This is a genomic window from Bacillus thuringiensis, from assembly GCF_001595725.1.
GTDB classification, from domain to species: domain Bacteria; phylum Bacillota; class Bacilli; order Bacillales; family Bacillaceae_G; genus Bacillus_A; species Bacillus_A thuringiensis_K.
Genome location: NZ_CP014282.1, coordinates 746,371 through 770,861, shown reverse-complemented (window position 1 = coordinate 770,861; position 24,491 = coordinate 746,371). Strand labels below are relative to the sequence as shown.

The window sequence follows — 24,491 nt, the reverse complement described above, 5'->3', positions numbered from 1 at the left end:
GTTTTCATCTTCCACTAAATCTTGAAGTAGAAAATGAAAAATATCAATATACAACACGTTCTGGCAATACTGTCCCATACAATTTAAAACCACCATCTACATTCTTTACCTTATATCCTTTTTCCATTAACATACGCGCTGCAACATACCCTCTCATACCAAGTTGACAAGTGATATATATTTCTTTGTCCATTGGCACTTCATCCAATCGATCACGTAATTCATCTAATGGAATATTAATAGTGCCTTTAATCATTCCCTGTTTTAGTTCATTAGGCTCTCGAACATCAATAAGGTACCCACCATTTTCAACAATGTGATCTATTTCATGCCATTGCACTGTGTCCACAAAACCATCTACTATATTACTTGCAGCATACCCCACCATGTTTACTGGGTCTTTTGTTCACAAATTCGAAACAAAAAGAACTTAGATATTTCCAAGTTCCTTTTCGTATAGTTCTATAACTTTCTGTACAATTACATCTGCTGTATTTTCCTCCGGTGGCATCAATAAATTCGTAACAGGCCCATATACCATAGGGTTTAATTCCACCTCATACCCACCATATGCATGCTCTTCCTTTGTCGGTAAATAACCAATATATCCATTCGTATATCCACCCAAAAAAGCTATTTCATTTTGAAGACGTTCTTTCATTTCTAAAGCAGTTTCTGAAAAAGGTTCCATCGGTATACCCAAAAACATGCCATCATTAACTTGAAACAGTTGAACTTCTAAATCAATACGCAACTGCCGAATACCTTGCTTATATTTTTCTAAAACGATAGTAAGCCATTCATCCGTATTCACGCCCCACTGTTTCTCTGCTAATTGAGCCATGCTTCGTATCTCATTTATTCCAGGAATATCTTTCAACTTCATTTGCATCGTACTCGAAACTGTTCTTAAATTTACAATTGGGCTGTATGTAACTGTTGGCAACATCGTTAATACATGCCCACTAAGTGTGTAAGCCATTTTCTTTAATGCTTCCCTTGAACCGCGATATTTCGCATTTACATTACCAGCAGCTCCTTGCACAATAATAACAGGACAGTTTACGATCCTCTCAAGAACCTCCCTCGTCATTCCAGGATAATCCGCTGATAATACATCGCTATCACCTTTTAAAACATTCGGATGCGCAGTACAAAATACTACAATACCAGATAGCTCCTTCGTTTCAGCATTTCTTATTGCTAACATCCCAATTCTTTTATCTACAACGCCCTCTATATTTGTTCCCATCCTTGCTCTTCCATCAGATGTTCTCTCTCTTCGATTTATCCCAATATCACCTTTCGTAACACCCCAGCCAACTTCACATCGCTTCAAGTTGTTATTCGCAGTAACCGCACCGTGCACTACATTATTTACTAAAATCATTTTATACGACTGCACTAGCCGATCATCACCGACTGTCTCTGGACCGGAATGTGTATGTGTATAAACAACTGTTATTCGCTCAAATGGTACGTGAAGCCTACTTGCTACTCGCTCACGAATCATATTCGTATCTTCTACTAACATCCCGATATTATCAATACTTATAAACACAGTTTTCATTTCATCTTTTTCAAATACAAAAACTGTCCCATAAATACGCTCTTCAATATTATTTATCCCTGTCTCTCTATGATATCCGACAAAATCAATACCGACAGGTGGCGTAATATCTACCTTGCATACCCCTATTTTGCTCATTTGAATCGCTCCATTTCTCTATGTAACTCCCTTTTTTCAAGAATAGCATATTTTACCTTGTTCCAAATAAAAAAAGAACAGACATAGCATTCTATGTCCGTTCTTTCCATCACACATACTTCCGATGCACCATCTTCCCATCATAAGAAAACACAACGCCCTTACTCTCCACAATCGACTCCATATGCACTGTTCTTCCCCACAGCTGATGAAGGTATGGTAATACCTTTTCTAAGTATTTTAAATCAAGCTCGATTCCTTCGTAACTATGTTTAATGTATAATTCCCCGTTCTTTAAGTAGTCTCCATCTTCTACTACTAAGTACGGGAAGCCGCCATTTGTACGCATATTTACGAGCTGATCACGTACATGTTCCCACTCTTTATCTATTACTTTATATTCTTTTCCTTGGCGCTGGAATAAGTACATATCTTCTCTCATTACAAGATCTTTATTTAAGTAGTTTCTTAAGAACGATACGTCCCATTCGATTTCGCGCACTTCAAAGATTTTGTCACGACCAGATCCTGGTTTGACGCCTCTTCGTTTCATTTCTTCTGTCGGGTTGTTGTAGCGTTCTTCAATATCTTCAAACATTTTAATACCGAGGTAGTATGGATTAATGCTCGTTTTTGATGGCTGTACAACACCTGCATTTAATTTCGCAAATTCGATGGCTTCATCAGATGTTAAGTCCATTTCGCGAAGTATGCGTTGATGCCAGAAGGACGCCCATCCTTCGTTCATGATCTTTGTTTCAAGCTGCGGCCAGAAATATAACATTTCTTCACGCATCATCGTTAATATGTCTCGCTGCCAATCTTCTAACTCACGGCTATATTCTTCAATAAAGAGAAGTAAATCTTTCTCTGGCTTTGGTGGGATTTTCTTCTTTTTACGCACATTGGAACGTTCCTGTTTTTTATTACGATTATCTAAATTCCATAAGTCATCGTATTGCGACACCTTTTTCTTTTCTATTTCTTCCTCTTCTAAATCATCGATACTCCATGTGAGTTTCGGACGCATAAGCGAGGGATCAATATGCTCTTGAATGGCAAGTACGGCATCTAAAAATGTTTCTACCTCTTCTTTTCCGTACTTATGCTCATATGCTTTCACCCGTTCAGCTGTCGCCGACATACTTTCTACCATATCCCGCTTCGTATTTGAAAAACGAATATTATTTTTGAAGAAATCACAGTGTGCTAAAACGTGCGCTACAATTAATTTGTTTTGAATTAACGAGTTCGTATCTAATAAAAAGGCGTAACATGGATCAGAGTTAATAACGAGTTCGTATATTTTACTAAGTCCTAAATCGTATTGTAATTTCATTCTGAAAAATTGTTTTCCAAAACTCCAATGTGAAAACCTTGTTGGCATCCCATATGCACCAAATGTATAAATAATTTCCGCTGGACATATTTCATAACGCATCGGATAAAAATCAAGCCCAAATCCAGTCGCAATTTCCGTAATTTCCGCAATCGCATATTGCAGTGCTTTATCGTCACTTGCTCTCATTATTTTCCCTCCTTACACTTTCCCTTAAGAAAGTGTATGATGGAGAACAAGCTTTCATGAGGATTGATTGCATAATAAAAAGACACCCCCGCAAAAACGAGAATGTCTCATCTATTAACCTTCAATAATCTCCATCTTCTCCGTAATCGGAGTACGCGCTTTTCCTTCAGGCGCTTTATCAAAATAACCGATATGAAGAATTCCAACGATACGTTGGCCTCTTGTTAAACCGATTCCTTCTATAAATAATGGATTGTAGTTTAATCCGCCTGATTTCCAAACGCAACCTAATCCGCGTTCCCAAGCAAGAAGTTGGAAGTTTTGCATAAATGCACATGTTGCAGCGTAATCTTCGTCACGCTGAATTTGACGTGGATCTTCATTTATATATACAACGATTTGTGCAGGCGTGCTTAAGAAACGATCTGATAAAATTTTACCGCGTTTCGCTCTTTCTTCTTCTGTGAAAGAGTTTAATACTGCATCTACTAATTTCTTGCGGCCTTCTCCGATGTATAGTTTACAATTCCATGGTTCACGGTGCTTATGATTAGGTGCCCATGTTGCATCGTTTAATAGTTCAATTAATAAATCTTTTTCTACTGCTTTGTCTGTAAATGTACGAACAGAGCGTCTTTCTTTAATCACATTTGCGATGGAAGTATATGTAGTCATATTTTTCTCTCCCTTATTTTTATCTATATGTATACGTTTATTATTGATATTGATTTTCAATTTCGATTATACCTTAGTTTTTTACTATTAATCAATGTTTTATGTTGGAAAACTTCTAAAAAACGTCATTCCATACTGTGAATAAAAAAACTTAACTTGTTCACAAGTATTTCACATTTTATGGAAATGATATGTGTACAGTTTTCTACATTATCCATCTAGGAGGAGTTTACATGTACAAAAAAATCGCTGTTTGTATGACTATGACAGCATTATTATGCGGGATATCTACCTTCCCCGCTTCCGCTGCCACGCCAAAAGAAGTAACAATGCATCACCATAACCCAATTTCAGAAGAAGAAATGCAATCGCTAAAAAAACTCGGCTATAACAAACATGAAATTTGGAAAGCTGCTCACATTGCAAGAATGAGTAAAAAAGAAATTAAAGATGTTTTAGCTTACTATAAGCAAAATAAATCTTGGGAGAAAACAGCCGAGCATTTCGGTGTAGCTCCAAGTAAGCTGAAAAAGCATCATATAAATAAAGAAACAAAGCAAGCGCTGCTACAACAGTTAGCAACTATGCAAAAATCCACACCTGATCAGCTAAAGCAAAAAATGAATGAATATAACATAAAATTGCGTCATCTTACTGTGTTAACAATCATCTCTCAAAAAAGCAATACCCCACTTGATGATGTACTAAAGATGAAAAAAGATGGAATGGACATGAAACAAATTGCCGAAAAATTAAATGTAAAAAGAGAAGATATACGAGCGGAAATGATGAAGTTAGTGCAGTCTATTAAAGAAAAGAAAGCAAATTAACACCCCAAAAAGGAAGAGGGATTCAATGCTCTTCCTTTTTCGTATGAACTTTCAATTTTCAAGTATAAATTCCCGGATTTCCCAAAAACTAACACAAGTAAATGATGTAAGTTAGGGGTGAGAAAATGTTCGGTTTATCATCTAAGAAATCAAAAAAGACTAATACGAAAACACTTTGTTCTATTCCAGAATTTATACAAACCATGAAAGAATCAAGCGATTTTGTCTCTTATAACATACTTAAAGATGAAACGTTGTGCTTGTTTTATTATAAATCTGTCGTGGAAGCACTTATTATTAAACAATTTATTTTAACTCCTCTAAAAAAGGAATCGGAACAAATCCAAAACATCTCTGATTTATGTAATATCATCTCTATTGAAGACATTATTACCTCCCCTTCTATTGATGATATTCGTGAAAAATTATTAGGTGGATATATTTTAATACGCTTAAAAAACAATGCGAATCCTGATCAATATGCTTTAATTCGTGCCGAAAGTACTGTTTTAGGAAAACGATTATATAACGATACAGAAAATGAGTATAGTGTAATCGGGCCTAAAATCGGTTTCGTTGAAAACCTTGATACAAATATCCACTTATTGCGCCGAAATATCGTAACGGAGCAACTCATTTTTAAAGAAGTTACCGTCGGATCTATATCAAAAACGAAAGTAGCAGTTGCTTATATAGAAGGAATTACAAATGAACAATTTATCAACACCGCAATACAACGGCTAGAAGACATTGATTTTGATGTCCCATTTGATGCAACTATGATTGAGCAATTTATTAGTGATAATAGCAATTCACCTTTTCCCGTTCTATTACCTACAGAACGATTAGATCGAGCTGTATTTGCATTAATTAACGGAGAAGTTTTAATTTTAACAGATGGCTCTCCATATGCTTTATCAGGACCAACAACGTTACTGGATTTTTTCATTTCACCAGAAGATTATTATTTACCGTGGATGATTGGATCTTTTTTTCGTGTTATTCGTTTTTTCGGAGCTATATTTTCTCTTTTTTCCTCCGCTATTTATACAGCGGCTTTAACATATCATTATCAAATGATTCCTGCTGATTTACTAGGTCCTATTATTTTCTCGAGAGCTAACGTACCTTTCCCTCCTATTCTAGAAGCACTCTTTTTAGAAATTACAATTGAATTGCTTCGTGAAGCAGGAGCACGTTTACCAACGAAAGTCGGACAAACGATTGGGATTGTTGGAGGGATTGTAATTGGACAAGCATCTGTTGAAGCAGCTTTAACAAGTACAATTTTATTAATTGCAGTTGCTTTATCCGCACTTGCATCTTTCACAACACCGACTGTAAAGATGTCTTCTACTATCCGTTTATTACGCTTTCCGCTTATTCTTTTAGCCGGTGCATTTGGAGGATTAGGCCTTATTGTCGGATTTGTATTTATTTTAGCTCATTTAATTAAATTAAGATCACTTGGATCACCTTATTTATTACCTTTATATCCATTTCGTGGTTTAGGTACAGCAGAAGGTTTTCTTCGATTACCATTTAGCCAAACGGCTCAAAGACCTTCTTTTCTGAGACCAAAATCAAAATGGCGCTATAATCCAAACAAATCGAAGCAAAAACATGATGGTGAGAATGAATGAAGAAAATTTTATTGCACCTTATCATTATCTTCTTCGTTTTACAAACTGGCTGTACACAAACGTATATAGTAGATGCACAGCGTATTATTCATATTGCTGGATTTGATATCACAAAAAACAAAAGATTCCAAGGAACTATTCTATTCCCAGAGTACACACATGGTGTAAAGTCTAAGCCAGAGACTCAAACAACATCTGCCCGTTCACTTGAAACAATTGCTTCACGATTGAATGCGAAATCTCCTCACAATGTTGTTGTAGGTCAAATGCGTGTTGTCCTATTTGGAAAGGCTCTAGGAGAACGCGGAATGGGAGAGATTATTACTAACTTACAACGTGACCCAAATATCGGGCGTGATGTACAACTAGCAATTGTAGATGGATCGGCTGAAGAGCTTTTAAATTACGGAAAAAAAAATGGGTCTTTATATATCGCTGATTTACTCGAGCAAAATATAAGAAATGAGAACATCCCACAAACCACATTAAACATTTTTTTATATAATTATTACTCTTCTGTATGTGATGCCTATGTTCCTTATATTAAAATGGACGATAATCATTCTATCGCTGTCAAAGGACTTGCCTTTTTAAAAGGCGATAAAGTAGTCATGTATACAGATAAAAGACATTCTGTTTTAGCAAAATTACTTATTAATCCTACGAAAAATGGACGTTACGAAGCAGTAATAAAAAAGGATAAGCATAAAGGTATGGTTGTTATACAAAACTTAGCTGGAGAAAATAAGTATGATATAGATCAAACTGGCGACATACCAAAAGTAAAAATTCATTTAAAATTAAATGGATTAATTAAAAACTCTCCTAATTGGATTGATCTAAGAAAAAAAACAAATATCAATTATATAAAAAAACAAATTGAACAAAATGTTGAAAAAGACTGTGAAGATTTAATAAAACAATTTCAAGAAAAGGAAATTGACCCTTTAGGAATACGAGATGAAATTAGAAGCCATACGAGAAAATGGAATATAAAACAAATTCGAAATATGTATAAAAACGTAGCGGTGGATATAAATTTAGATCTTAATATTGTACAATCTGGAATCGGGGAATAGTGAGGTGAAATGAGCAATGAATACAATGAATAAGACAAAAACTGTCTCTCCATATTTTGCATTTATTTTATTGCATTCTCTCCAAATCGGCATAGGAATTCTCGGCTATCAACGTGTAATTTTGAAAAATGCAGGTTATGATGCTTGGATTTCTCTTATTATTGCGGGGATTGCAACTCATATTGTACTGTTTTGTATGTTAAAAATGCTTGAAAAAGACGGAGATTTAATTAGCATTCATACAACCACCTTTGGAAAATGGATTGGCTCTATATTTTCTGTAATTTTCACTCTTTATTGCTTATTATTTTGCCTTACTGTTCTTCGTACATATATGGAAGTAATACAAGTTTGGATTTTCCCTACCATTAAGTTATGGAAACTAACCTTTATGTTTTTATTAGTGACTTGCTATATTATAAAGGGTGGATTTCGCTCTGTAACCGGAATATGTTTTTGGGGAGTCGTTCTACCTATTTTCGTTGTATTCTTTTTAATTTATCCAATGAAATATGCACATTTCCGCAATATTTTACCTATTTTTACACATTCACCTTTTGACATGCTTATATCAGCAAAACACTCTGCGTTAGAGTTTCTTGGTTTCGAGACAATCTTAATCTTCTATCCATTTATTAAAAAAGGAAAATCCTTAAAAAGATGGGCCCATGCTGGAATTGCTTTTAGCACCTTAATTTATGTAATTTTAGCTATCGTATCTTTTATGTATTATAGCGAGGGACAATTAAACCGTACTATTTGGCCTACTTTAACGATGTTAAAAATAATTAAAGTTCCTTTTATTCAGCGTTTTGAATATATTATTATTTTCGTTTGGTTTTTAATTATTTTACCAAACCTTTGCTTAACTATTTGGTCATCATGTCAAACGATGAAGCGCTCCTTTCATATTTCATTTAAATTTACATTACCGTTTTTTATTTTCATCATATTTTCAGCTTCTCTGCTTTTCACAAACCGTGAAAGTATCAACACATTAAATACCATACTATCTCAAGCTGGTTTATATATTGTATACGCTTATATCCCAATTTTATTTCTATTTCATTCGCTAAGATGGCGCTTCAAAAATCAGTCAAAAAAATCTTCAACTGATACACCGTAATCTCTGATACAATTTGATTAATACATTTGTAAAGGGGACAAGCGAATGAAAAAGTATGTATTTTCTTTACTTGCAGTACTAAGTGTAATTCTTGCTGGATGCGGAAGTACTGGTACAAATGACCAAAAATCTTCTGAATCAAAAAAAGAAGAACATGACCATGCATCGCACACTCAGCAAGCTGACATTCAAGAGAAAACAAAAGGAGTCGACACACTTCCGGCCTTCCTAGATAAGCTTGATCCACAAATGAAAGATATCTACACCGTCGCTGGACAAAATGCAGAGCTATTAGATTGGATTCCATGCTATTGTGGTTGCGGTGAAAGTGTAGGACATAAAAATAATAAAAACTGCTTTATTCGTGAAATTAAAAAGAATGGTGAAGTTGTTTGGGATTCCCACGCAACGACTTGCGTCAATTGCCTAGAAATCGCAGTTGAATCTGCTTCCATGAAACAAAAAGGAAAATCAACGCTTGAAATTCGTAACTATATCGATAATAAATACAAAGAAGGTTATGGCAAACCAACACCTACGCCAATGCCAAAAGCTTAAAAAACGAGGAAACTCCTCGTTTTTTCTTTTCATTCACTTTTTTTCTTAACAAATTCTTTCAAGTGTATTTCCCCTTACTTATCACACACTATATATAACTCTCGGTAAGGAGGGTACACAGTGCAAACATACAACGACTATGATAAAGCTCTCTATTACACGTATTGCTGTAATTGGGATAAATTACTCGTTCTCATGGTTCAAACGAACGATCAATTATTTTCTAAGCGTATTGAGCATTTTTTACACGCTTATCAATACAGTAAAGAACTGCCAGAAGTTGATAAACAATTGCAGCTCCTATTTCAATATATTGACCACGCATCCCAAAAGTCGCATGTAGAAGAAGTAGAACAAATTCAAATGTAAAATATAGCGCTATTCTCTTCCAGAGAATGGCGCTTTTTTAAAATATTAATACTAATAAATGTTTCCTCTTATAAAACTTTTATTGATAAACATATTTTTTCTTTCTTTTCTATACCACTTCATACTATAATTTAGTATGTAACTATTATAAGAGAGGTATAAAATATGGGACGAGAAAAAAAGCAAGAATATGCTTTACTTACCGCATGGGGAGCTTCTTTTATTGCTACACTAGGAAGTCTGTACTTTTCCGAAATCATGAAATTTGAGCCTTGTGTCCTTTGTTGGTATCAACGCATTTTTATGTATCCATTCGTTTTATGGCTTGGTATTGCTGTAGCAAAAAAAGACTATCGCATCGCAAGTTATTCTTTACCAATCGCAACTATTGGCGCTTGTATTTCTTTATATCACTATGCAATTCAAAAAGTCGCAGCATTTTCATCTGCTGGGGCAGCTTGTGGACGTGTACCATGTACGGGAGAATACATAAACTGGTTCGGCTTTGTGACAATCCCGTTTTTAGCACTTATCGGCTTTATTACAATCGCTGTTTGTAGCTTTATTGTCATCAAAAACAAATAAGGAGATGAAAGAATGAAAAAAATGCTTATATTTGGTGGTATTATTATCGCCTTGTTCGTGGCAATTTTTGCAGTAACACAAATGGAAGAAAAAAATGCTACTAGCCAAAAAATTGATAATCCTACTGAAAGTAAGACAAACGGTTCTGACTACTACACAAATAAAATTTCTCTTTCAGATCTTCAAAAGAACTTAAAAGAGAAAAAAGAAGAAACAGTATACTTTTATCAAACATCTTGCGTTCATTGTCAAAAATTATCTCCTGTCGTAGTACCAATGGCTAAAGACTTGAACGTTGATATGAAAGTTATGGATATTGAAAAATTAGATGCTCCTTGGGATGAATATAAAATTCAAGGTACACCAACAATCATTCATTTTAAAGATGGCAAAGAAGTGAGCCGTATTAGCGGTGAACAGCCGAAAGACAAATTAAAAGAATGGCTTGAGCAAACGAAAAAGTAACGAGAAAAGGAAACTCCTTCTACACATGAAATGGGCGTAAAATCCCAAACTAATGTATAAGGAGGGGGTTTTATGCCAGAAGTAAGATGTTCTGTTTCCAACTGTTCTTTTTGGGGACAAGGTAACTTTTGTCAAGCAAGTGCAATCATCGTTCAGCCTGATGCAGATGAAACTGGTCAAACTGAAAATGATTCATATACAGCTGCTGTTTTAACAAACGAGACGCTAGAAAGTTCTGTAGCAACGAGTGTAGAGACTTGTTGTCATACATTTAAGCCTAGATATTAACAATTATTCCACCTCATATACGTGAGGTGGTTTTTTCTTTCCCTCTTCTTGTTTACGTCATCTCTAATTCTCCCTATAATAAAGTTAACATTTTTATGAATACGAAGGTGAAATACTATGGCTAAAACAATTGCAGATATCGCCAAATTGGCTGGAGTTGCAAAAAGCACAGTCTCTCGTTACTTAAACGGCGGATATGTAAGTGATAAAACAAAACTTAAAATCGAAGGTATTATTCAGGAAACAAATTTCTCTCCCAATACATTTGCTCAAAGTTTAAAAGCAAAAACAACAAATTTAATTGGTGTCATCATCCCCCGATTAGACTCCTTCGCTACAATGAAAACACTTATCGGGATTGATAAAACATTACAGGAAAATAACTATCAAATGCTTGTAGCAAATGCAAATCAAACAACCGAAACTGAAATACAAGCTATGGAAAACTTTATAAAACAAAGAGTAGCTGGCATTATTTTATTAACAAAAACATTAACGAATGAACATCAAAAAATTATGGCTAATTCAAACATCCCTATTTTATTCGTCGGGCAAGAATATAAAGATCAATATTGCCTCGTTCACGATGATTATGATGCAGCTTATGAGTTAGGGGCATACGTGTTATCACAAGGTCATCGACATATTGCCTATTTAGGGATAGAAAAAGATGATATTTCTGTTGGAATAAATCGAAAAAATGGTTTTCAAAAAGCAATTGAAAATTTAGAACCGGCTTGCAACGTTTCATATTACGAAACAACTTTCCGCATAGAAGATGCCATGAAACAAGTACAACATATTTTAGATAATAATCGCCCAACTCTTATCGTATGTGCTACAGATAACATCGCTCTTGGCGCAATGAAAGTGATTCACTCCCACTCCCTTTCTGTACCAGGTGATATTTCTGTAACAGGATTCGGTGGATATGATATTTCAGAAATGGTACACCCTAGCTTAACGACAATTGCGTTTGACTATGAGTATGCTGGAAAGCTTGCTGCCACTTCTCTTTCACAGCTTGTTGAAAACAAAACTATACCAAAAATATTACACTCTCGTTATACATTAAAAATCCAAGAAAGCGTTGACAAAATATAAAGGCGCTCTATAATAAAATTAAAACCGGTTCCACATTTTAAAAACAGGATTTTCAACATCATTTCCCTGTTTTTTATTTTAACTTATTGCGGAACCGGTTCCACAAGAGAGATTTATAGTAAGGGGGAATTTTTATGGATATGAAACAAATTGCAAATCAAGTATTACAGAACATTGGTGGAAAGGAAAACATTGTTCGTGCCACACATTGCGCGACTCGCCTTCGTCTTATATTAAAGGATGATACGAAAATAAACGCTGCAGAAATCGAAAACATCGATGGAGTAAAAGGTGCTTTCGCAACGACCGAGCAATATCAAATTATTTTTGGAACTGGCATAGTAAACAAAGTATATGATGAATTCTCAAAACTAATTGGAATAGCCGAACTAGATTCTACAACATCAAACGATATACCTAAGAAAAAAATGAATCCTATCGCCCGCCTAGCAAAGACACTATCCAATATTTTCGTTCCAATTATTCCAGCTATCGTCGCAAGCGGTTTACTTATGGGTCTACTCGGAATGTTGAAAGCGTTTAAATTAGTTCCTGGAGATCACTCACTTATCCAATTACTTGATATGTTCTCAAGTGCAGCTTTCATTATTTTACCTATTTTAATTGGAGTAAGTGCCGCTAAAGAATTTGGTGGAAATATTTTCTTAGGGGCAGTTGTTGGTGGTATATTAACTCACCCAAGCTTAACAAATCCTTGGACTCTTTCAAATGCAAAACCAACTGTTTTACATTTCCTTGGCATGGATATTGATATGATTGGCTATCAAGGTACTGTTTTACCTATTTTATTATGCGTATACGTTATGAGTACAATTGAAAAAGAACTTCGAAAACGTGTTCCGAACTCTTTAGATTTATTAGTTACACCATTCTTAACAATTATTATAACTGGCTTTTTATCACTTATTATTATTGGACCAATTGGATATAAAATCGGTGACGGTATTACGTACCTTTTAAATACAATTTATCAATTTGCAGGACCAGTAGCTGGTCTTATATTCGGTGGTCTATATTCAACAATTGTTCTTACTGGCTTACATCATAGCTTCCATGCTATTGAAGCAGGCTTACTCGCAAATAAAGATATCGGTGTCAATTTCTTACTCCCTATTTGGTCAATGGCGAACGTTGCACAGGGCGGCGCTACTTTAGCTGTCTATTTCAAAACAAAAAACAAAAAAACGAAAGAAATTGCAATTCCGGCAGCAGCTTCAGCATTTTTAGGAATTACAGAACCAGCTATTTTTGGTGTCAATTTAAAACTAGGTAAACCATTTATTGCAGCAGCTATTGGCGGCGCAATTGGAGGCGCTTACGTTGTTTGGATGCAAGTAGCAGCTAACGCATACGGTTTAACAGGTATTCCGATGCTTACAATTGTTGCACCTCTTGGCATGATGAACATGATTCACTATATAATTGGCTTCGCTATTGCAGTTATCACTGCTTTTGTTGCCACATTCATTTTATATAAAGAAAGTAAATAATAACGGGGTGAAAACCTATGTCAAAATATAAAACAATACTGCAATCTAATAAAGACGAATTACATTCTTTATATGAAATTGCAAACCAAGATTCATGGAAACCAATTTATCATATCCATCCACCATTTGGATTAATGAATGATCCTAACGGTGTATCATACTACAATGATGAATATCACGTTTTTTATCAATGGTATCCATTTGGTCCCATTCATGGAATGAAGCATTGGGGACATGTGAAGTCAAAAGACCTTATTAACTGGGAGCGTATGCCTGTAGCCATCATCCCTACTGAAAGCTATGAATCACACGGTGCATATTCTGGTAGTGCTATTGTAAAAGATGGCCTTCTTCATTTACTTTATACAGGGAATATAAAAAATCCTGATGATTCCCGTGATGCAAAACAATGTATGGCAACAATGGATTCACAATATACGATGACGAAATATAGTAATAATCCTGTTATTGATATAATTCCTGACGGATATACAAAACATGTACGTGATCCAAAAGTCTGGAAACATAATGATATGTACTATATGTTACTCGGTGCCCAACGTGAAAATACAACAGGAACTCTATTACTATACAAATCACAAGACCTATACAATTGGCATTTCCAAGGCGAAATTACAACAAATTTAAAAGAATTTGGATTTATGTGGGAATGCCCCGATTACTTCCAATTATCAGGGAAAGATGTACTTCTCTTTTCACCGCAAGGAATTGAAAAAGACGGAGAAAACTTTCACAATGTATACAATGTCGTTTATGCTATAGGTCATTTCGATATTAAAAATTTATATTTCCATATTGATTCCTATTACGAAGCTGATAAAGGATTCGATTTTTATGCCCCTCAAACTTTAGAAGACTCTACTAGTCGTCGCCTATTATTTGCTTGGGCAGGATCAAGTGAAATCACATATCCTTCTGATGATTATATGTGGGCTCATTGCCTAACACTTCCACGTGAATTAACATTAGAAGATAACATCATAAAACAAAAACCAGTTTCAGAATTAACAAAACTACGAACAACAAAAAAAGACATTTCAGGAGATATAACAGCTGGATTAAATGTATTATCAACGCTTGATGATGAAGGCTCCTATGAATTAATTGTTACACTTAAAACAGAAGATGCAAAGCGTTTTGGGCTTTCTCTCTTCCACAATGAGGAGGAATGTTTCCCCATTACATTTAATCGGGAACAAGGTACTATTTCTATAGACAGGGGCAACTTCTACCATCAATTTGGCGGAGAATATGGATTTGAACGCTGTAAAAAAATCGATATTCAAGATACGATAGAACTACAAATATTTGTAGATAAAAGCATCGTGGAAATTTTCTTATACGATGGTTCAACAGTCTTTACGTCCCGAGTTTTTCCTCGAAAAGACATGAAACATCATATCGCAATCTTTTCAGATGCAAAACTAAACTTTACCATCACACAATATAAGCTGAAAAGAGGGATTGTATGAGAAATGTCTTTTGTATAGGTGAACTATTAATTGATTTTGTGTGCCGAAATACTAACGTTTCTTTAGTAAACGGTTCAGATTTCGAAAAAAAAGCTGGTGGAGCACCCGCTAACGTTGCTGCTGCGATTACAAAATTAGGTGGACACGCTACATTTATGGCGCAAGTAGGAAACGACCCATTTGGTGAGTTTCTTGAACAAACTTTACAGCGTGCGCAAGTCGATACATCCATGCTCATAAAAGATAAACAAACAACACTTGCATTCGTATCCATCGATCAAGATGGCGAACGTGATTTTACTTTTATGCGTGGTGCAGATGGTGAATATCAATTCAATAGCATTGATTTATCAAAAATACAAACAAATGATTTAATACATTTCGGTTCAGCGACAGCTTTACTATCAAGCCCATTAAAAGAAACGTATTTCCAGTTGTTACAATATGCGAAAGATAACGGCCATTTTATTTCTTTTGATCCAAATTATCGAAGTGCACTCATTACAAATACAGAACAATTCTCTCAAGATTGTCTAACCTTTATAAAACATGCACACTTCGTAAAAGTAAGTCAAGAGGAAGCTACTATGCTCTCTAAAGAAAGTGATTTACAACAAGCTGCACTCAAATTATTAAATTATGGCGCAAAAGTAGTAGCTATTACACTTGGAAAAGACGGTACCCTTCTTGCGACAAATGAAGGTCAAACCATTGTCTCTTCTATTTCCATTCAACAAGTCGATACAACTGGTGCTGGTGATGCTTTCGTTGGAGCAATGTTATATCAGATTGCCCAAAGTGAACATACACTTTCGTATCATTTCAAAGACTTAACAGCGTTTATCTCCTTTGCAAATAAAGTAGGCGCTATCACATGTACAAATTACGGTGCAATTGCCTCTCTTCCATCATTAACAGATATAAAAGCATACGATTAATCGTATGCTTTTTTTACATTCCTCTCCAAAAATCATGCATAATAAAAAAGTACAAAATAACGAGAACGGCCGTCCCGCATAGGGTAATGCGCCGATATATACTCTTCTCTCCTTCCCTTGCTTTCACAAACGCCCAAATAAATCCGAAGAACAATATTAAATCAACATATGGAACATAAAAAGAAAAGACGAGAAACGCATATAAATACACGATAAATAAACAGGTCGTTACTAAGAAAACTTTAAACGCAAATTCACTTTTCATAATATAACCGCCCCCTATCTGTACTGTATTATATTCAGCAAAATACAATAGTTGCAGTTAAACTCCAAGTATAAATAAGCTACCGTCTATAATACGGTAGCCATTACGGAACATTGTATTTCCGTTTATATATATTACTTAAAATCGAAGAAGGAATTTGCTCGTAACGAATTTTCTCTCCTGTTTCATCTATAATATACGAATTGTTTCCTATATAATATATTCCATCTTTTCGTTTTGAGTACACTGGATATCTTTCATTTGGCAATACCGTTTTCACTTTCGTTAACTGTCCATTTGGTTCTTGCCAATATATATCCGCGCGGTCTACTAGCGTAAGTACTCCAATTTGTTCTTCTTCTATTTTTCGACCATTCCAGCTCACAACGCGATAACCAAGCTTATTCGCTTCATATTCGGGACTCGTATGAAAACGAGAAATGATTACTTTTGTTTGTAATTGTACTCGGTCATATAACCATTGTATATCCCTGTCATGCATGCGAATACAACCATTTGATTCCCTACTTCCAATCGTCCATTCCCGATTTGTCCCGTGAATCGCATATTCATTCTTATCTAGTCCCAGCCACCTCGTACCGAGAGGGTTATTCGGTGCACCCCCAGGTATTTTTTTTCGATGGTATTCTTTATTTTTAAATTTAGTTATAATACAAAAGTTACCTTCAGGCGTAGGTGTACGCTCTCTTCCAGTCGTTACTGGAAATGTTTTTGTGTAATTTCCATTTTCAAAAAAAGACAACTGGTTTGTCGTAAGATTTACTAATATTAAATGATCTGTATTAGCAAAAGCACTAACCGGTAGGATGAAAAATAATAGTATGACGAAACATGACTTTTTCAGCTATATCCCCCCTAGTGCTCACTATAATAAGTGGAATTAACATTACTTTGCTCTTATAAATGAAAACTATCCATTTACAATAACTCCCCCATTTACATGTATCATTTGTCCGCTAACATAGGATGAATCACTAGACGCTAAATATACATATGCTGGCGCTAATTCATATGGTTGACCAGGTCTTTGCATCGGAACATTGCTCCCAAACTGTGATACTTTTTTCTCATCAAAGCTTGATGGAATAAGTGGTGTCCAAATTGGTCCTGGCGCAACACCATTTACACGAATCCCTTTTTGCACTAACGATTGGGAAAGTGATCTTGTAAAAGCTACGATTGCCCCTTTCGTTGCGGAATAATCAATTAAAGTTTCATTTCCTTCGTATGCAACGATAGACGCTGTATTTATAATGACATCACCTTGCTTTAAATGAGAAAGTGCGGCTTTCGCAACGTGAAAATAAGAAAAAATATTAATACGAAAAGTCTTCTCTAGCTGTTCTGCTGTAATATACTCTAAGCCTTGCTGCGGATATTGCTGCGCGACATTATTTACCAAAACCTGTAAACTACCTAACTGCTGGACGGTCTCTTGAACAACATCTTTACAATGCTGTTCATCACTTAAATCACCCGGCAACAATACACACTTTACACCTTCTTTCTCAACATATTGCTTCGTCTCATTAGCATCCCCCTCCTCATCTAAATACGCAATCGCAATATTTGCTCCCTCTTTCGCAAAAGCGATGGAAACAGCTCGTCCAATTCCGCTATCTCCACCTGTAATTAATACATTCTTTCCTTTTAACTTTTCGCTTCCTTTATAATTGGGATCTTCAAACTGCGGTAGAGGATTCATTAATGATTCAATGCCAGGCTGTTTATTTTGATGTTGCGCCGGCATTGTTACAAAGTTTTTTTGCTGTGGCATAGCTTCTTTCAACTCCTTTTTCTTATAATGTGCATAATAAAAACTGGAATTCGCACATCATATTACGATTAATATTCGAATTTAAGACACAAAATATGAATTGTTGTAAACTTTTTATGCAAAACTATTGCAAAATAGTTAAAAAACGAATATTATATATAACTGTTGTGAAAATTATTCGTAAACAGAAAGGATGTTTATATGTTTAACCTTTCAAAACATAAAACTTCTATTAAAACTGAAATTATGGCAGGTATTATTACCTTCTTAACAATGGCATATATCATTGTCGTAAACCCTGTCATCCTTGGGGATGCAGGTGTTCCATTTGAACAAGCATTTACAGCAACAATTATTGCTGCTGTTGTCGGAACATTATTTATGGCAATCTTTACAAACTTACCAATCGCAATCGCGCCAGGTATGGGATTAAATGCTTACTTCTCTTACTCTGTTGTAAAAGCACATGAAGGCATGACTTTCGCAATTGCATTCTCTGCTGTATTCGTAGCAGGTATGATTTTAATTTTGCTATCATTTACATCTTTCCGTACAAAATTAATGGAAGCAATTCCTGAAAACTTAAAACATGCAATTACTGCTGGTATCGGGCTATTTATCGCCTTTATCGGTTTACGTTTAACAGGTATCGTTACAAAAAATGATGCAAACTTAGTTGGACTTGGTGATCTTCACTCTGCTCCAGTTCTACTAGCATTAGCTGGACTTGGAATTACTATTATCCTTATGTCTTTAAATGTAAATGGCGCACTATTTATCGGCATGCTATTAACTGGTATTATCGCTTTCTTCACAGGACAATTAACATTCTCAAATGGTGTTACATCAATGCCTGGATTACCAGAAGGAATTATCGTTTCAAATCCAATTACTGCTGTATCTGATGTAATTAACTACGGATTGTACGGCGTTGTATTTTCATTCTTCCTTGTTACATTGTTCGATACAACAGGTACATTACTTGGGGTAGCTCAACAAGGTGGATTTATGAAAGATGGGAAACTTCCAAAAGCTGGACGAGCTCTTCTATCTGACTCATTCTCGGCAACAATCGGTTCTATGTTCGGAACAACACCATCAACAGCTTACATTGAATCTTCTGCTGGCGTTGCAGCTGGTGGTCGTACTGGTTTAACAACTGTTACAGTAGCTGTTCTATTCGCACTAGCAGCATTCTTTGGACCATTAGTAAGTGCCGTTTCTGGTGTATCAGCTATTACTGCCCCATCATTAATTATCGTTGGTAGTCTTATGATGGGTTCAGTTCGCCACATCGATTGGGACGCATTTGATGAAGCATTCCCAGCATTCTTAGTAATATTAAGCATGCCACTTACATCAAGTATCGCAACAGGTATCGCACTTGGATTTATTTCATACCCACTTATGAAAGTAGCAAAAGGTAAATTCCGTGCTGTTCACCCACTTGTATATGTATTTGGAATTTTGTTTGCTTATCAATTAATATTCTTACCACATTAAAAAAGTAGAGCATCGAAATCCGATGCTCTACTTTTCTTTTATAACAATCATTCAAACTATAACGGTCCCTCCAAAATATGAAGGAGCTTATAACCTTTTAATATTTCTCTTCTACCTGTAATTCTTTACTATACTTTTGAATGAAAACTGATGAAATAACCATTACTATGCCCACACTAAAACTAATAAGTTGATCTAATAACATTTCATCATGAATAAACCAGCGAAGTAAAAATACGCTACCAAAAATAAACATCATAATAAATCCAGTATGTCTAAGTCCTTTATATACATTTTCCATATGTATCACCTCTTCACATACTTTTATCCATATTATACCATAATCTAAAAACGTGTATAACCAACATTCGGTATTGAAACCAATAATAAAAAGACTGCAGAGAACTCCATCTCCACAGCCTAATTATTATTTTTGCAAAAACGCCTGCAAATCTGCAAACTGTCTCTTTGCATCTTCATAGCCTTGCTCATATAGATTTTGTAGTTTTGCTGTATCTTTTTCCATACGATCTACTTGAAGCGGCACTTCTGGACGAATAACAAATAAATTCCCAGCTTGTTCTTCTTTTTCAATGTAGTGAAGTGTTTCATTATACACTTCATAACGATTCAGCATCGTGTTAACAAGGTTCGGATATTTTTTATAAGCTTTCGCTGCAACCCATCCAAACTTTGATTTTTTCTTCGCGTAACCATGATTTCTCGTTAAAATAACGACTGATTTTTTAAAACCATCTTCCTGTGCTTTACGAACTGGAATTGGATCCGAAATCCCGCCATCTAATAATTGCTTACCACGGTAATTTACTACAGGTGCAATGAAAGGCAATGAACTAGATGCTTGTAATAAATTTAGTGCATCATCATTCGTTCCTTCTTTTTCAAAATAAATAGACTGTCCTGTTTCACAATCTGTCGTTCCTACAAGGAAACGCTCTTGGCTATTAAAGTATGTTTCAAAATCAAACGGAACATGCTTTTCTGGAATCTCATGAAAAATGAACTCCATATCGAATAACTGGCGTTTTCTCCATAAATTTTTATACGATAAGTATTTTGGGTGTGATGCATAATCAATGTTTACTGTTTTATTTCTATTTCTTTGTCTGGAAAGATACGACGCTGCATGACAAGCACCAGCTGATACACCGATTACATATGGAAAATATAAATCTTGTTCCATAAAGTATTCTAATATCCCGCCCGTGTACACACCACGCATACCGCCGCCTTCTAATACTAACCCCGTATTTTCAAGCATGTTACTCTCTCCTCTATATATATTGACTCTTTAATTATTCACCATGTTAAGTATCTTTTTCTATTATATATGAGTTCTTTCAGAAATTATATTCAAAAGACTTGAGAAAAAGGAGTTTTTTCTTCCAATTATATTTCCAAATGGTTGGAGACATCCTTTATAAATCTTTGAATAAAATCTTGCTCTTCTTTCGTATATCTATCTAAAAATAACAGCCACTTTTCTTCAGCTTGTTTATGTAATTTATCATGAGCTTTATATATTTCATTTCCGCTTTCCGTTAAACGGAAGAAGATTTCTTTTTGATTATCTAACATTTGCATCTTCTCAACGAATTTCTTTTGAAACAACTTTGTACAAATTTTAGAGATTGCACCCTTCGTCATTCCCATTTCTGTCGTAATAGCAGTTACATTCATCAAACCATTTTTCCCGATACACTCGATCACATGTAACTCAGATAAAGACATACCACTTATACCTGTCTCACGAAGAAATTTCTCATTTTGCCCTTTCAAATGTTCTTCTTTTTTATGCAAAAGTGTACGAATGTCCGAAAGTATTTCCATTTGTTTCGTTGCATAATCCAATCCGTTCGCCTCCTGAGTTTCTAAAGAAACAAATTAACTATATACCATTTTAAAATCATTTTTTCATATTTACAAGTGAGAAAATCATGTTAAAATAATTTTAGTTTCCAAGGAAACTAAATGACAAGGAGGTTAACATAATGAAAAAATCCAAAATACATTTCATTTTATATGTCGTCTGTATGAGTGCCTTACTCGGTTCCTTCGCTCAAAATATTTACACGCCTATCTTGCCCATAATTCAAGGTTCTTTTCACACTTCTCTTTATCTTGTAAATGTAACAGTTTCCCTTTTCACATTCGTTCTTGCGATTATGCAGCTCATATATGGACCTTTGATTGATACAAGAGGGAGAAAATCTGTCCTTATCCCTAGTTTGATCATTAGTACAATTGGTTCAATCGGATGTGCTTTTTCAGCGAACATATATGTATTTCTATTTTTCAGAGCTGTTCAAGCTATAGGAATAGCAGCTATACCTGTAGTAGCAGCAACGATTATCGGCGATTTATTTGAAGGAAAAGAACGAGGAGAAGCAATGAGCCTGTATCAAATGTTACTTGCTCTTGCACCTGCGATCGGTCCTCTCATTGGTGGTTATCTAGGCAGTATAAATGGCCACGTATCCGTATTTCTCTTTTTATCTATACTTGGCATTCTCTTATTAACGATAAATATTTCACTACTTCCAGAAACAAAACCAACTGTAAGTAAACAACCGCAAGCAAAAAAGAATTACTGGTTTATCTTAAAAAATAAAACTGGATTTTCTATTACTCTTATTGGCTTCATTCAATTTTGTATTTACTTTTGCTTCCTCGTTTTTTTACCGAGCATTTTAACAAATTCATTTCACTTAACTGCAAGTGAAATTGGTCTTATGTTTGTACCGATGTCTCTTTCTATTATGCTAGGAAGTTATTGCTACAAGTTTTTGCAAAAACGCCTCACAACAAAGCAAGCTTTATTCATTACAAGTTTCTTCAATATTATATGTGTCACTTTATTCTCTTTCACATATAACATCAATATCACGTTCATCATTATCGTTACATCTTTGTACGGTTTTAGTATGGGACTTTCTATGCCAACTCATACTACTTTATTAACAGAAGAATTTGTACAAGAACGCGCAACAGCTATCGGTATGTACAACTTCATCCGCTATCTTGGTATGGGTACAGGGCCACTTATAGGTGGATTTCTTTTATTTAACCAAAAATACTTTTGGATTTTCTTCCTAGGCGCAATTATGTTTTTACTTGTAATCTTATATGCAATGAAAATGCTACGCTTTCATGCTGTACAAAAAGTAAAATAGGGCCCCAAAAAGGTCAGCTCTATTTTACCCTCTTTGATCCGCAACAATATGAATATCAATAAATTTTGTTTGTCTCATAATTTCATTTACAATAGAGCCTTTTCGTATTTCTTCCCACCTTGTTCTTGCCGATTGTCCAAGTAAAATTTGCGTCACCTGTAATCTTTTTGCCACTTCAATAATAACATCTGCTGGCTTTCTTCCTTTTGCTTCTTCTAATACAAAGCTTGCATCAAATTGATTCGTTAGCAACTTCCACTCTTCAATCGTCTGCTTTTTTCCAGCTGAAATAGAATCTATATTTTCCCTCTCAACGTTTAATACGTACAATTCAGCATTTAACCGATCAGCCATGCGCCATCCCCGTCTTATTAATTTCTCCGCTGTTGAACTGTATTGTACACAAACGAGAATTTTTTCTTTTACGCCAATTGGTTCTATTACTGTTTGGCTAATTTTCTCGTCCATATCATCGGCAACTTCTCGAAGTGATAATTCCCTAAGTGCTCCTAAATTATTAAGTGTAAAGAAGTTTTGTAAGCTTTGCTGAATTTTTTCTTCTTTATATATCTTTCCGTCTATTAGTCTCTTCCTTAATACCTCAGGCGTTGCATCAACGAGCTGAATTTCATTTGCTTTTTGTAAAATAAAATCTGGAATTCGTTCTCTTACTTTTACATTCGTAATTTGAGCTACAATATCATGAACACTTTCTAAATGTTGAATATTAAAAGCTGATAATACCGATATACCAGCCTCTAACAATTCCTGCACATCCATATAACGTTTCTTATGTTTAGAACCAGGAACATTACTATGCGCAAGTTCATCCACAACAACGACTTGCGGTGCCCGTTTTATAATTCCTTCCACATCGAGTTCATAAAACACTTTCCCTTTATAATCTATTTCTTTTAAAGAAACTTGTTCTAAATCAGCAATTGCGTCTTCTGTCTCTTTTCTCCCGTGCGTTTCAATTAAACCAATTACAATATCCGTACCATCCTTTTTCATCTCTCTAGCATCATAGAGCATTTTATAACTTTTTCCTACGCCTGGAGCTGCTCCTACATATAGCTTTAACTTTCCGCGATTTTGCTGACGAATATATTCTAAATATTCCTCTGGCGTTCGCCTTTGAAACTTCGGTTCATAATCATCTGCATACAAAATAAACACTACCTTTCATTCGAAACAACGCTACCTCAATCCATTAGATTGAGGTAGCACTGTTACTATTTCATTAATTTCTGTAATGCCAAATTTAGCTTTAAGACGTTCACTCGATCTTCTCCAAATAAACCAAGTGCTGCACCTTCTGTTTGATCTTTAATCAACTGATCCAGCGTTTCTTTCGGGATTCTCGTTAATTTCGAGATGCGCTCTACCTGTACGGACGCCCCCTTCGGACTAATATCAGGATCTAGCCCTGAACCTGAATTCGTTACTAAATCCATCGGCACTTCTGTAACTGGAACAGTTGGATTTTGTTTCTTCCACTCTTCAATACTTTTCTCTACCCGTTTTGCTAAATCTGGATTAGATGGTGCATAGTTATTTGAACCAGATGCTTCAGCCTTATATTCAATACTAGAAACACGCCCTTGAAAATAACGTGGATCCGTGAAGTTTTGACCAATTAATTTAGAACCAATCACTTCATTTTTATCATTATATATTAGACTTCCATCCGCATTATCCTTCATCACTGCTTGTGCAATACCAGTAACAATAAGTGGGTATACAAGTCCACACAACACTAGAAATGTAAAAGTAATACGGATAATTGGTGATAGTATACTTTGTTTCTTCTCCATCTTTTTCCCCTCTT

General features: G+C 35.2%; 26 protein-coding genes and 1 pseudogene. 15 read left to right on the top strand and 12 right to left on the bottom strand.

The window, feature by feature from the left end:
* Nucleotides 1-43 precede the first annotated feature (43 nt).
* The 4 genes and pseudogenes from AXW78_RS03905 to AXW78_RS03890 all read right to left on the bottom strand — a co-directional run.
* Nucleotides 44-403: pseudogene (locus AXW78_RS03905) on the bottom strand (rhodanese-like domain-containing protein); the annotation flags it as partial.
* Nucleotides 404-430: 27 nt separating this feature from the next.
* Nucleotides 431-1,708: a neutral/alkaline non-lysosomal ceramidase N-terminal domain-containing protein gene (locus tag AXW78_RS03900; protein WP_061883797.1), complete on the bottom strand. Its 1,278-nt coding sequence runs from the start codon at nucleotides 1,706-1,708 to the stop codon at nucleotides 431-433.
* A gap of 109 nt (nucleotides 1,709-1,817) precedes the next feature.
* Entirely contained in the window at nucleotides 1,818-3,236 is a 1,419-nt protein-coding gene (gene spoVR, locus AXW78_RS03895; protein ID WP_001202720.1) for a stage V sporulation protein SpoVR, read from the bottom strand.
* A 114-nt stretch (nucleotides 3,237-3,350) separates the two neighbouring features.
* Nucleotides 3,351-3,911 (bottom strand): nitroreductase family protein, encoded by a 561-nt coding sequence (locus tag AXW78_RS03890; RefSeq protein WP_000214819.1) that lies wholly within the window; start codon nucleotides 3,909-3,911, stop codon nucleotides 3,351-3,353.
* 233 nt (nucleotides 3,912-4,144) lie between these two features.
* On the opposite strand from AXW78_RS03890, the gene AXW78_RS03885 reads away from it, so the two are divergent.
* From AXW78_RS03885 to AXW78_RS03825, 13 genes are all read left to right on the top strand, one after another.
* Nucleotides 4,145-4,741 carry a hypothetical protein gene (locus AXW78_RS03885; protein WP_000276971.1) on the top strand — a complete coding sequence of 199 codons (597 nt, stop codon included), beginning with the start codon at nucleotides 4,145-4,147 and terminating at the stop codon, nucleotides 4,739-4,741.
* A gap of 125 nt (nucleotides 4,742-4,866) precedes the next feature.
* Nucleotides 4,867-6,384 (top strand): spore germination protein, encoded by a 1,518-nt coding sequence (locus AXW78_RS03880; RefSeq protein ID WP_061883796.1) that lies wholly within the window; start codon nucleotides 4,867-4,869, stop codon nucleotides 6,382-6,384.
* Nucleotides 6,381-7,463 (top strand): Ger(x)C family spore germination protein, encoded by a 1,083-nt coding sequence (locus AXW78_RS03875; RefSeq protein ID WP_000722250.1) that lies wholly within the window; start codon nucleotides 6,381-6,383, stop codon nucleotides 7,461-7,463. Before AXW78_RS03880 ends, AXW78_RS03875 begins: the two co-directional genes overlap by 4 nt.
* 16 nt (nucleotides 7,464-7,479) lie before the next feature.
* Complete coding sequence (locus AXW78_RS03870) at nucleotides 7,480-8,589, top strand: GerAB/ArcD/ProY family transporter (protein ID WP_001095033.1); 1,110 nt, start codon at nucleotides 7,480-7,482, stop codon at nucleotides 8,587-8,589.
* 45 nt (nucleotides 8,590-8,634) lie between these two features.
* Entirely contained in the window at nucleotides 8,635-9,147 is a 513-nt protein-coding gene (locus tag AXW78_RS03865) for a PCYCGC domain-containing protein (protein WP_061883795.1), read from the top strand.
* Between the two features lie 120 nt (nucleotides 9,148-9,267).
* Nucleotides 9,268-9,516, top strand: coding sequence for a YhdB family protein (locus tag AXW78_RS03860; protein ID WP_001195459.1), 249 nt, complete (start codon nucleotides 9,268-9,270; stop codon nucleotides 9,514-9,516).
* A gap of 165 nt (nucleotides 9,517-9,681) precedes the next feature.
* Complete coding sequence (locus AXW78_RS03855; RefSeq protein WP_000532266.1) at nucleotides 9,682-10,101, top strand: disulfide formation protein C; 420 nt, start codon at nucleotides 9,682-9,684, stop codon at nucleotides 10,099-10,101.
* A 12-nt stretch (nucleotides 10,102-10,113) separates the two neighbouring features.
* The gene (locus AXW78_RS03850) at nucleotides 10,114-10,566 is read left to right on the top strand and encodes a thioredoxin family protein (RefSeq protein WP_000738451.1); all 453 of its coding nucleotides are present in this window, start codon (nucleotides 10,114-10,116) and stop codon (nucleotides 10,564-10,566) included.
* A 72-nt stretch (nucleotides 10,567-10,638) separates the two neighbouring features.
* Nucleotides 10,639-10,854 (top strand): DUF1540 domain-containing protein, encoded by a 216-nt coding sequence (locus AXW78_RS03845; RefSeq protein WP_001115482.1) that lies wholly within the window; start codon nucleotides 10,639-10,641, stop codon nucleotides 10,852-10,854.
* A gap of 117 nt (nucleotides 10,855-10,971) precedes the next feature.
* A complete protein-coding gene (locus AXW78_RS03840) occupies nucleotides 10,972-11,958 on the top strand; it encodes a LacI family DNA-binding transcriptional regulator (RefSeq protein ID WP_001140399.1) in 987 nt (328 codons plus the stop codon).
* Between the two features lie 134 nt (nucleotides 11,959-12,092).
* Complete coding sequence (locus tag AXW78_RS03835; protein WP_000367316.1) at nucleotides 12,093-13,469, top strand: sucrose-specific PTS transporter subunit IIBC; 1,377 nt, start codon at nucleotides 12,093-12,095, stop codon at nucleotides 13,467-13,469.
* A 17-nt stretch (nucleotides 13,470-13,486) separates the two neighbouring features.
* On the top strand, nucleotides 13,487-14,962 hold the full coding sequence (gene scrB / locus AXW78_RS03830; RefSeq protein ID WP_000049746.1) for a beta-fructofuranosidase: 1,476 nt from the start codon (nucleotides 13,487-13,489) through the stop codon (nucleotides 14,960-14,962).
* A complete protein-coding gene (locus AXW78_RS03825) occupies nucleotides 14,959-15,900 on the top strand; it encodes a carbohydrate kinase family protein (RefSeq protein WP_061883794.1) in 942 nt (313 codons plus the stop codon). Before scrB ends, AXW78_RS03825 begins: the two co-directional genes overlap by 4 nt.
* 13 nt (nucleotides 15,901-15,913) lie before the next feature.
* On the opposite strand, the gene AXW78_RS03820 is transcribed toward AXW78_RS03825, so the two are convergent.
* The 3 genes from AXW78_RS03820 to AXW78_RS03810 form a co-directional block, all read right to left on the bottom strand.
* Nucleotides 15,914-16,165 (bottom strand): hypothetical protein, encoded by a 252-nt coding sequence (locus tag AXW78_RS03820; protein ID WP_000834195.1) that lies wholly within the window; start codon nucleotides 16,163-16,165, stop codon nucleotides 15,914-15,916.
* Nucleotides 16,166-16,268: 103 nt separating this feature from the next.
* Nucleotides 16,269-17,030 (bottom strand): L,D-transpeptidase, encoded by a 762-nt coding sequence (locus AXW78_RS03815; RefSeq protein ID WP_033669406.1) that lies wholly within the window; start codon nucleotides 17,028-17,030, stop codon nucleotides 16,269-16,271.
* A gap of 66 nt (nucleotides 17,031-17,096) precedes the next feature.
* The gene (locus AXW78_RS03810; RefSeq protein WP_001136284.1) at nucleotides 17,097-17,963 is read right to left on the bottom strand and encodes an SDR family oxidoreductase; all 867 of its coding nucleotides are present in this window, start codon (nucleotides 17,961-17,963) and stop codon (nucleotides 17,097-17,099) included.
* A gap of 201 nt (nucleotides 17,964-18,164) precedes the next feature.
* On the opposite strand from AXW78_RS03810, the gene AXW78_RS03805 reads away from it, so the two are divergent.
* On the top strand, nucleotides 18,165-19,466 hold the full coding sequence (locus AXW78_RS03805) for an NCS2 family permease (protein ID WP_000482710.1): 1,302 nt from the start codon (nucleotides 18,165-18,167) through the stop codon (nucleotides 19,464-19,466).
* 97 nt (nucleotides 19,467-19,563) lie between these two features.
* On the opposite strand, the gene AXW78_RS03800 is transcribed toward AXW78_RS03805, so the two are convergent.
* From AXW78_RS03800 to AXW78_RS03790, 3 genes are all read right to left on the bottom strand, one after another.
* The gene (locus AXW78_RS03800; RefSeq protein ID WP_000432808.1) at nucleotides 19,564-19,767 is read right to left on the bottom strand and encodes a hypothetical protein; all 204 of its coding nucleotides are present in this window, start codon (nucleotides 19,765-19,767) and stop codon (nucleotides 19,564-19,566) included.
* 126 nt (nucleotides 19,768-19,893) lie between these two features.
* Nucleotides 19,894-20,748 carry a patatin-like phospholipase family protein gene (locus AXW78_RS03795; RefSeq protein WP_000892694.1) on the bottom strand — a complete coding sequence of 285 codons (855 nt, stop codon included), beginning with the start codon at nucleotides 20,746-20,748 and terminating at the stop codon, nucleotides 19,894-19,896.
* 128 nt (nucleotides 20,749-20,876) lie between these two features.
* The gene (locus AXW78_RS03790; protein ID WP_000384217.1) at nucleotides 20,877-21,338 is read right to left on the bottom strand and encodes a MarR family transcriptional regulator; all 462 of its coding nucleotides are present in this window, start codon (nucleotides 21,336-21,338) and stop codon (nucleotides 20,877-20,879) included.
* Between the two features lie 140 nt (nucleotides 21,339-21,478).
* Between AXW78_RS03790 and AXW78_RS03785 the strand changes: the two genes are divergently transcribed.
* A complete protein-coding gene (locus tag AXW78_RS03785; RefSeq protein WP_061883793.1) occupies nucleotides 21,479-22,660 on the top strand; it encodes an MFS transporter in 1,182 nt (393 codons plus the stop codon).
* A 24-nt stretch (nucleotides 22,661-22,684) separates the two neighbouring features.
* On the opposite strand, the gene kdpDN is transcribed toward AXW78_RS03785, so the two are convergent.
* Together kdpDN and kdpC are read right to left on the bottom strand one after the other, a co-directional pair.
* A complete protein-coding gene (kdpDN, locus tag AXW78_RS03780) occupies nucleotides 22,685-23,839 on the bottom strand; it encodes a KdpD-like non-kinase potassium sensor (RefSeq protein ID WP_003300067.1) in 1,155 nt (384 codons plus the stop codon).
* 56 nt (nucleotides 23,840-23,895) lie between these two features.
* On the bottom strand, nucleotides 23,896-24,477 hold the full coding sequence (gene kdpC, locus AXW78_RS03775; protein ID WP_046946542.1) for a K(+)-transporting ATPase subunit C: 582 nt from the start codon (nucleotides 24,475-24,477) through the stop codon (nucleotides 23,896-23,898).
* Nucleotides 24,478-24,491 lie beyond the last annotated feature (14 nt).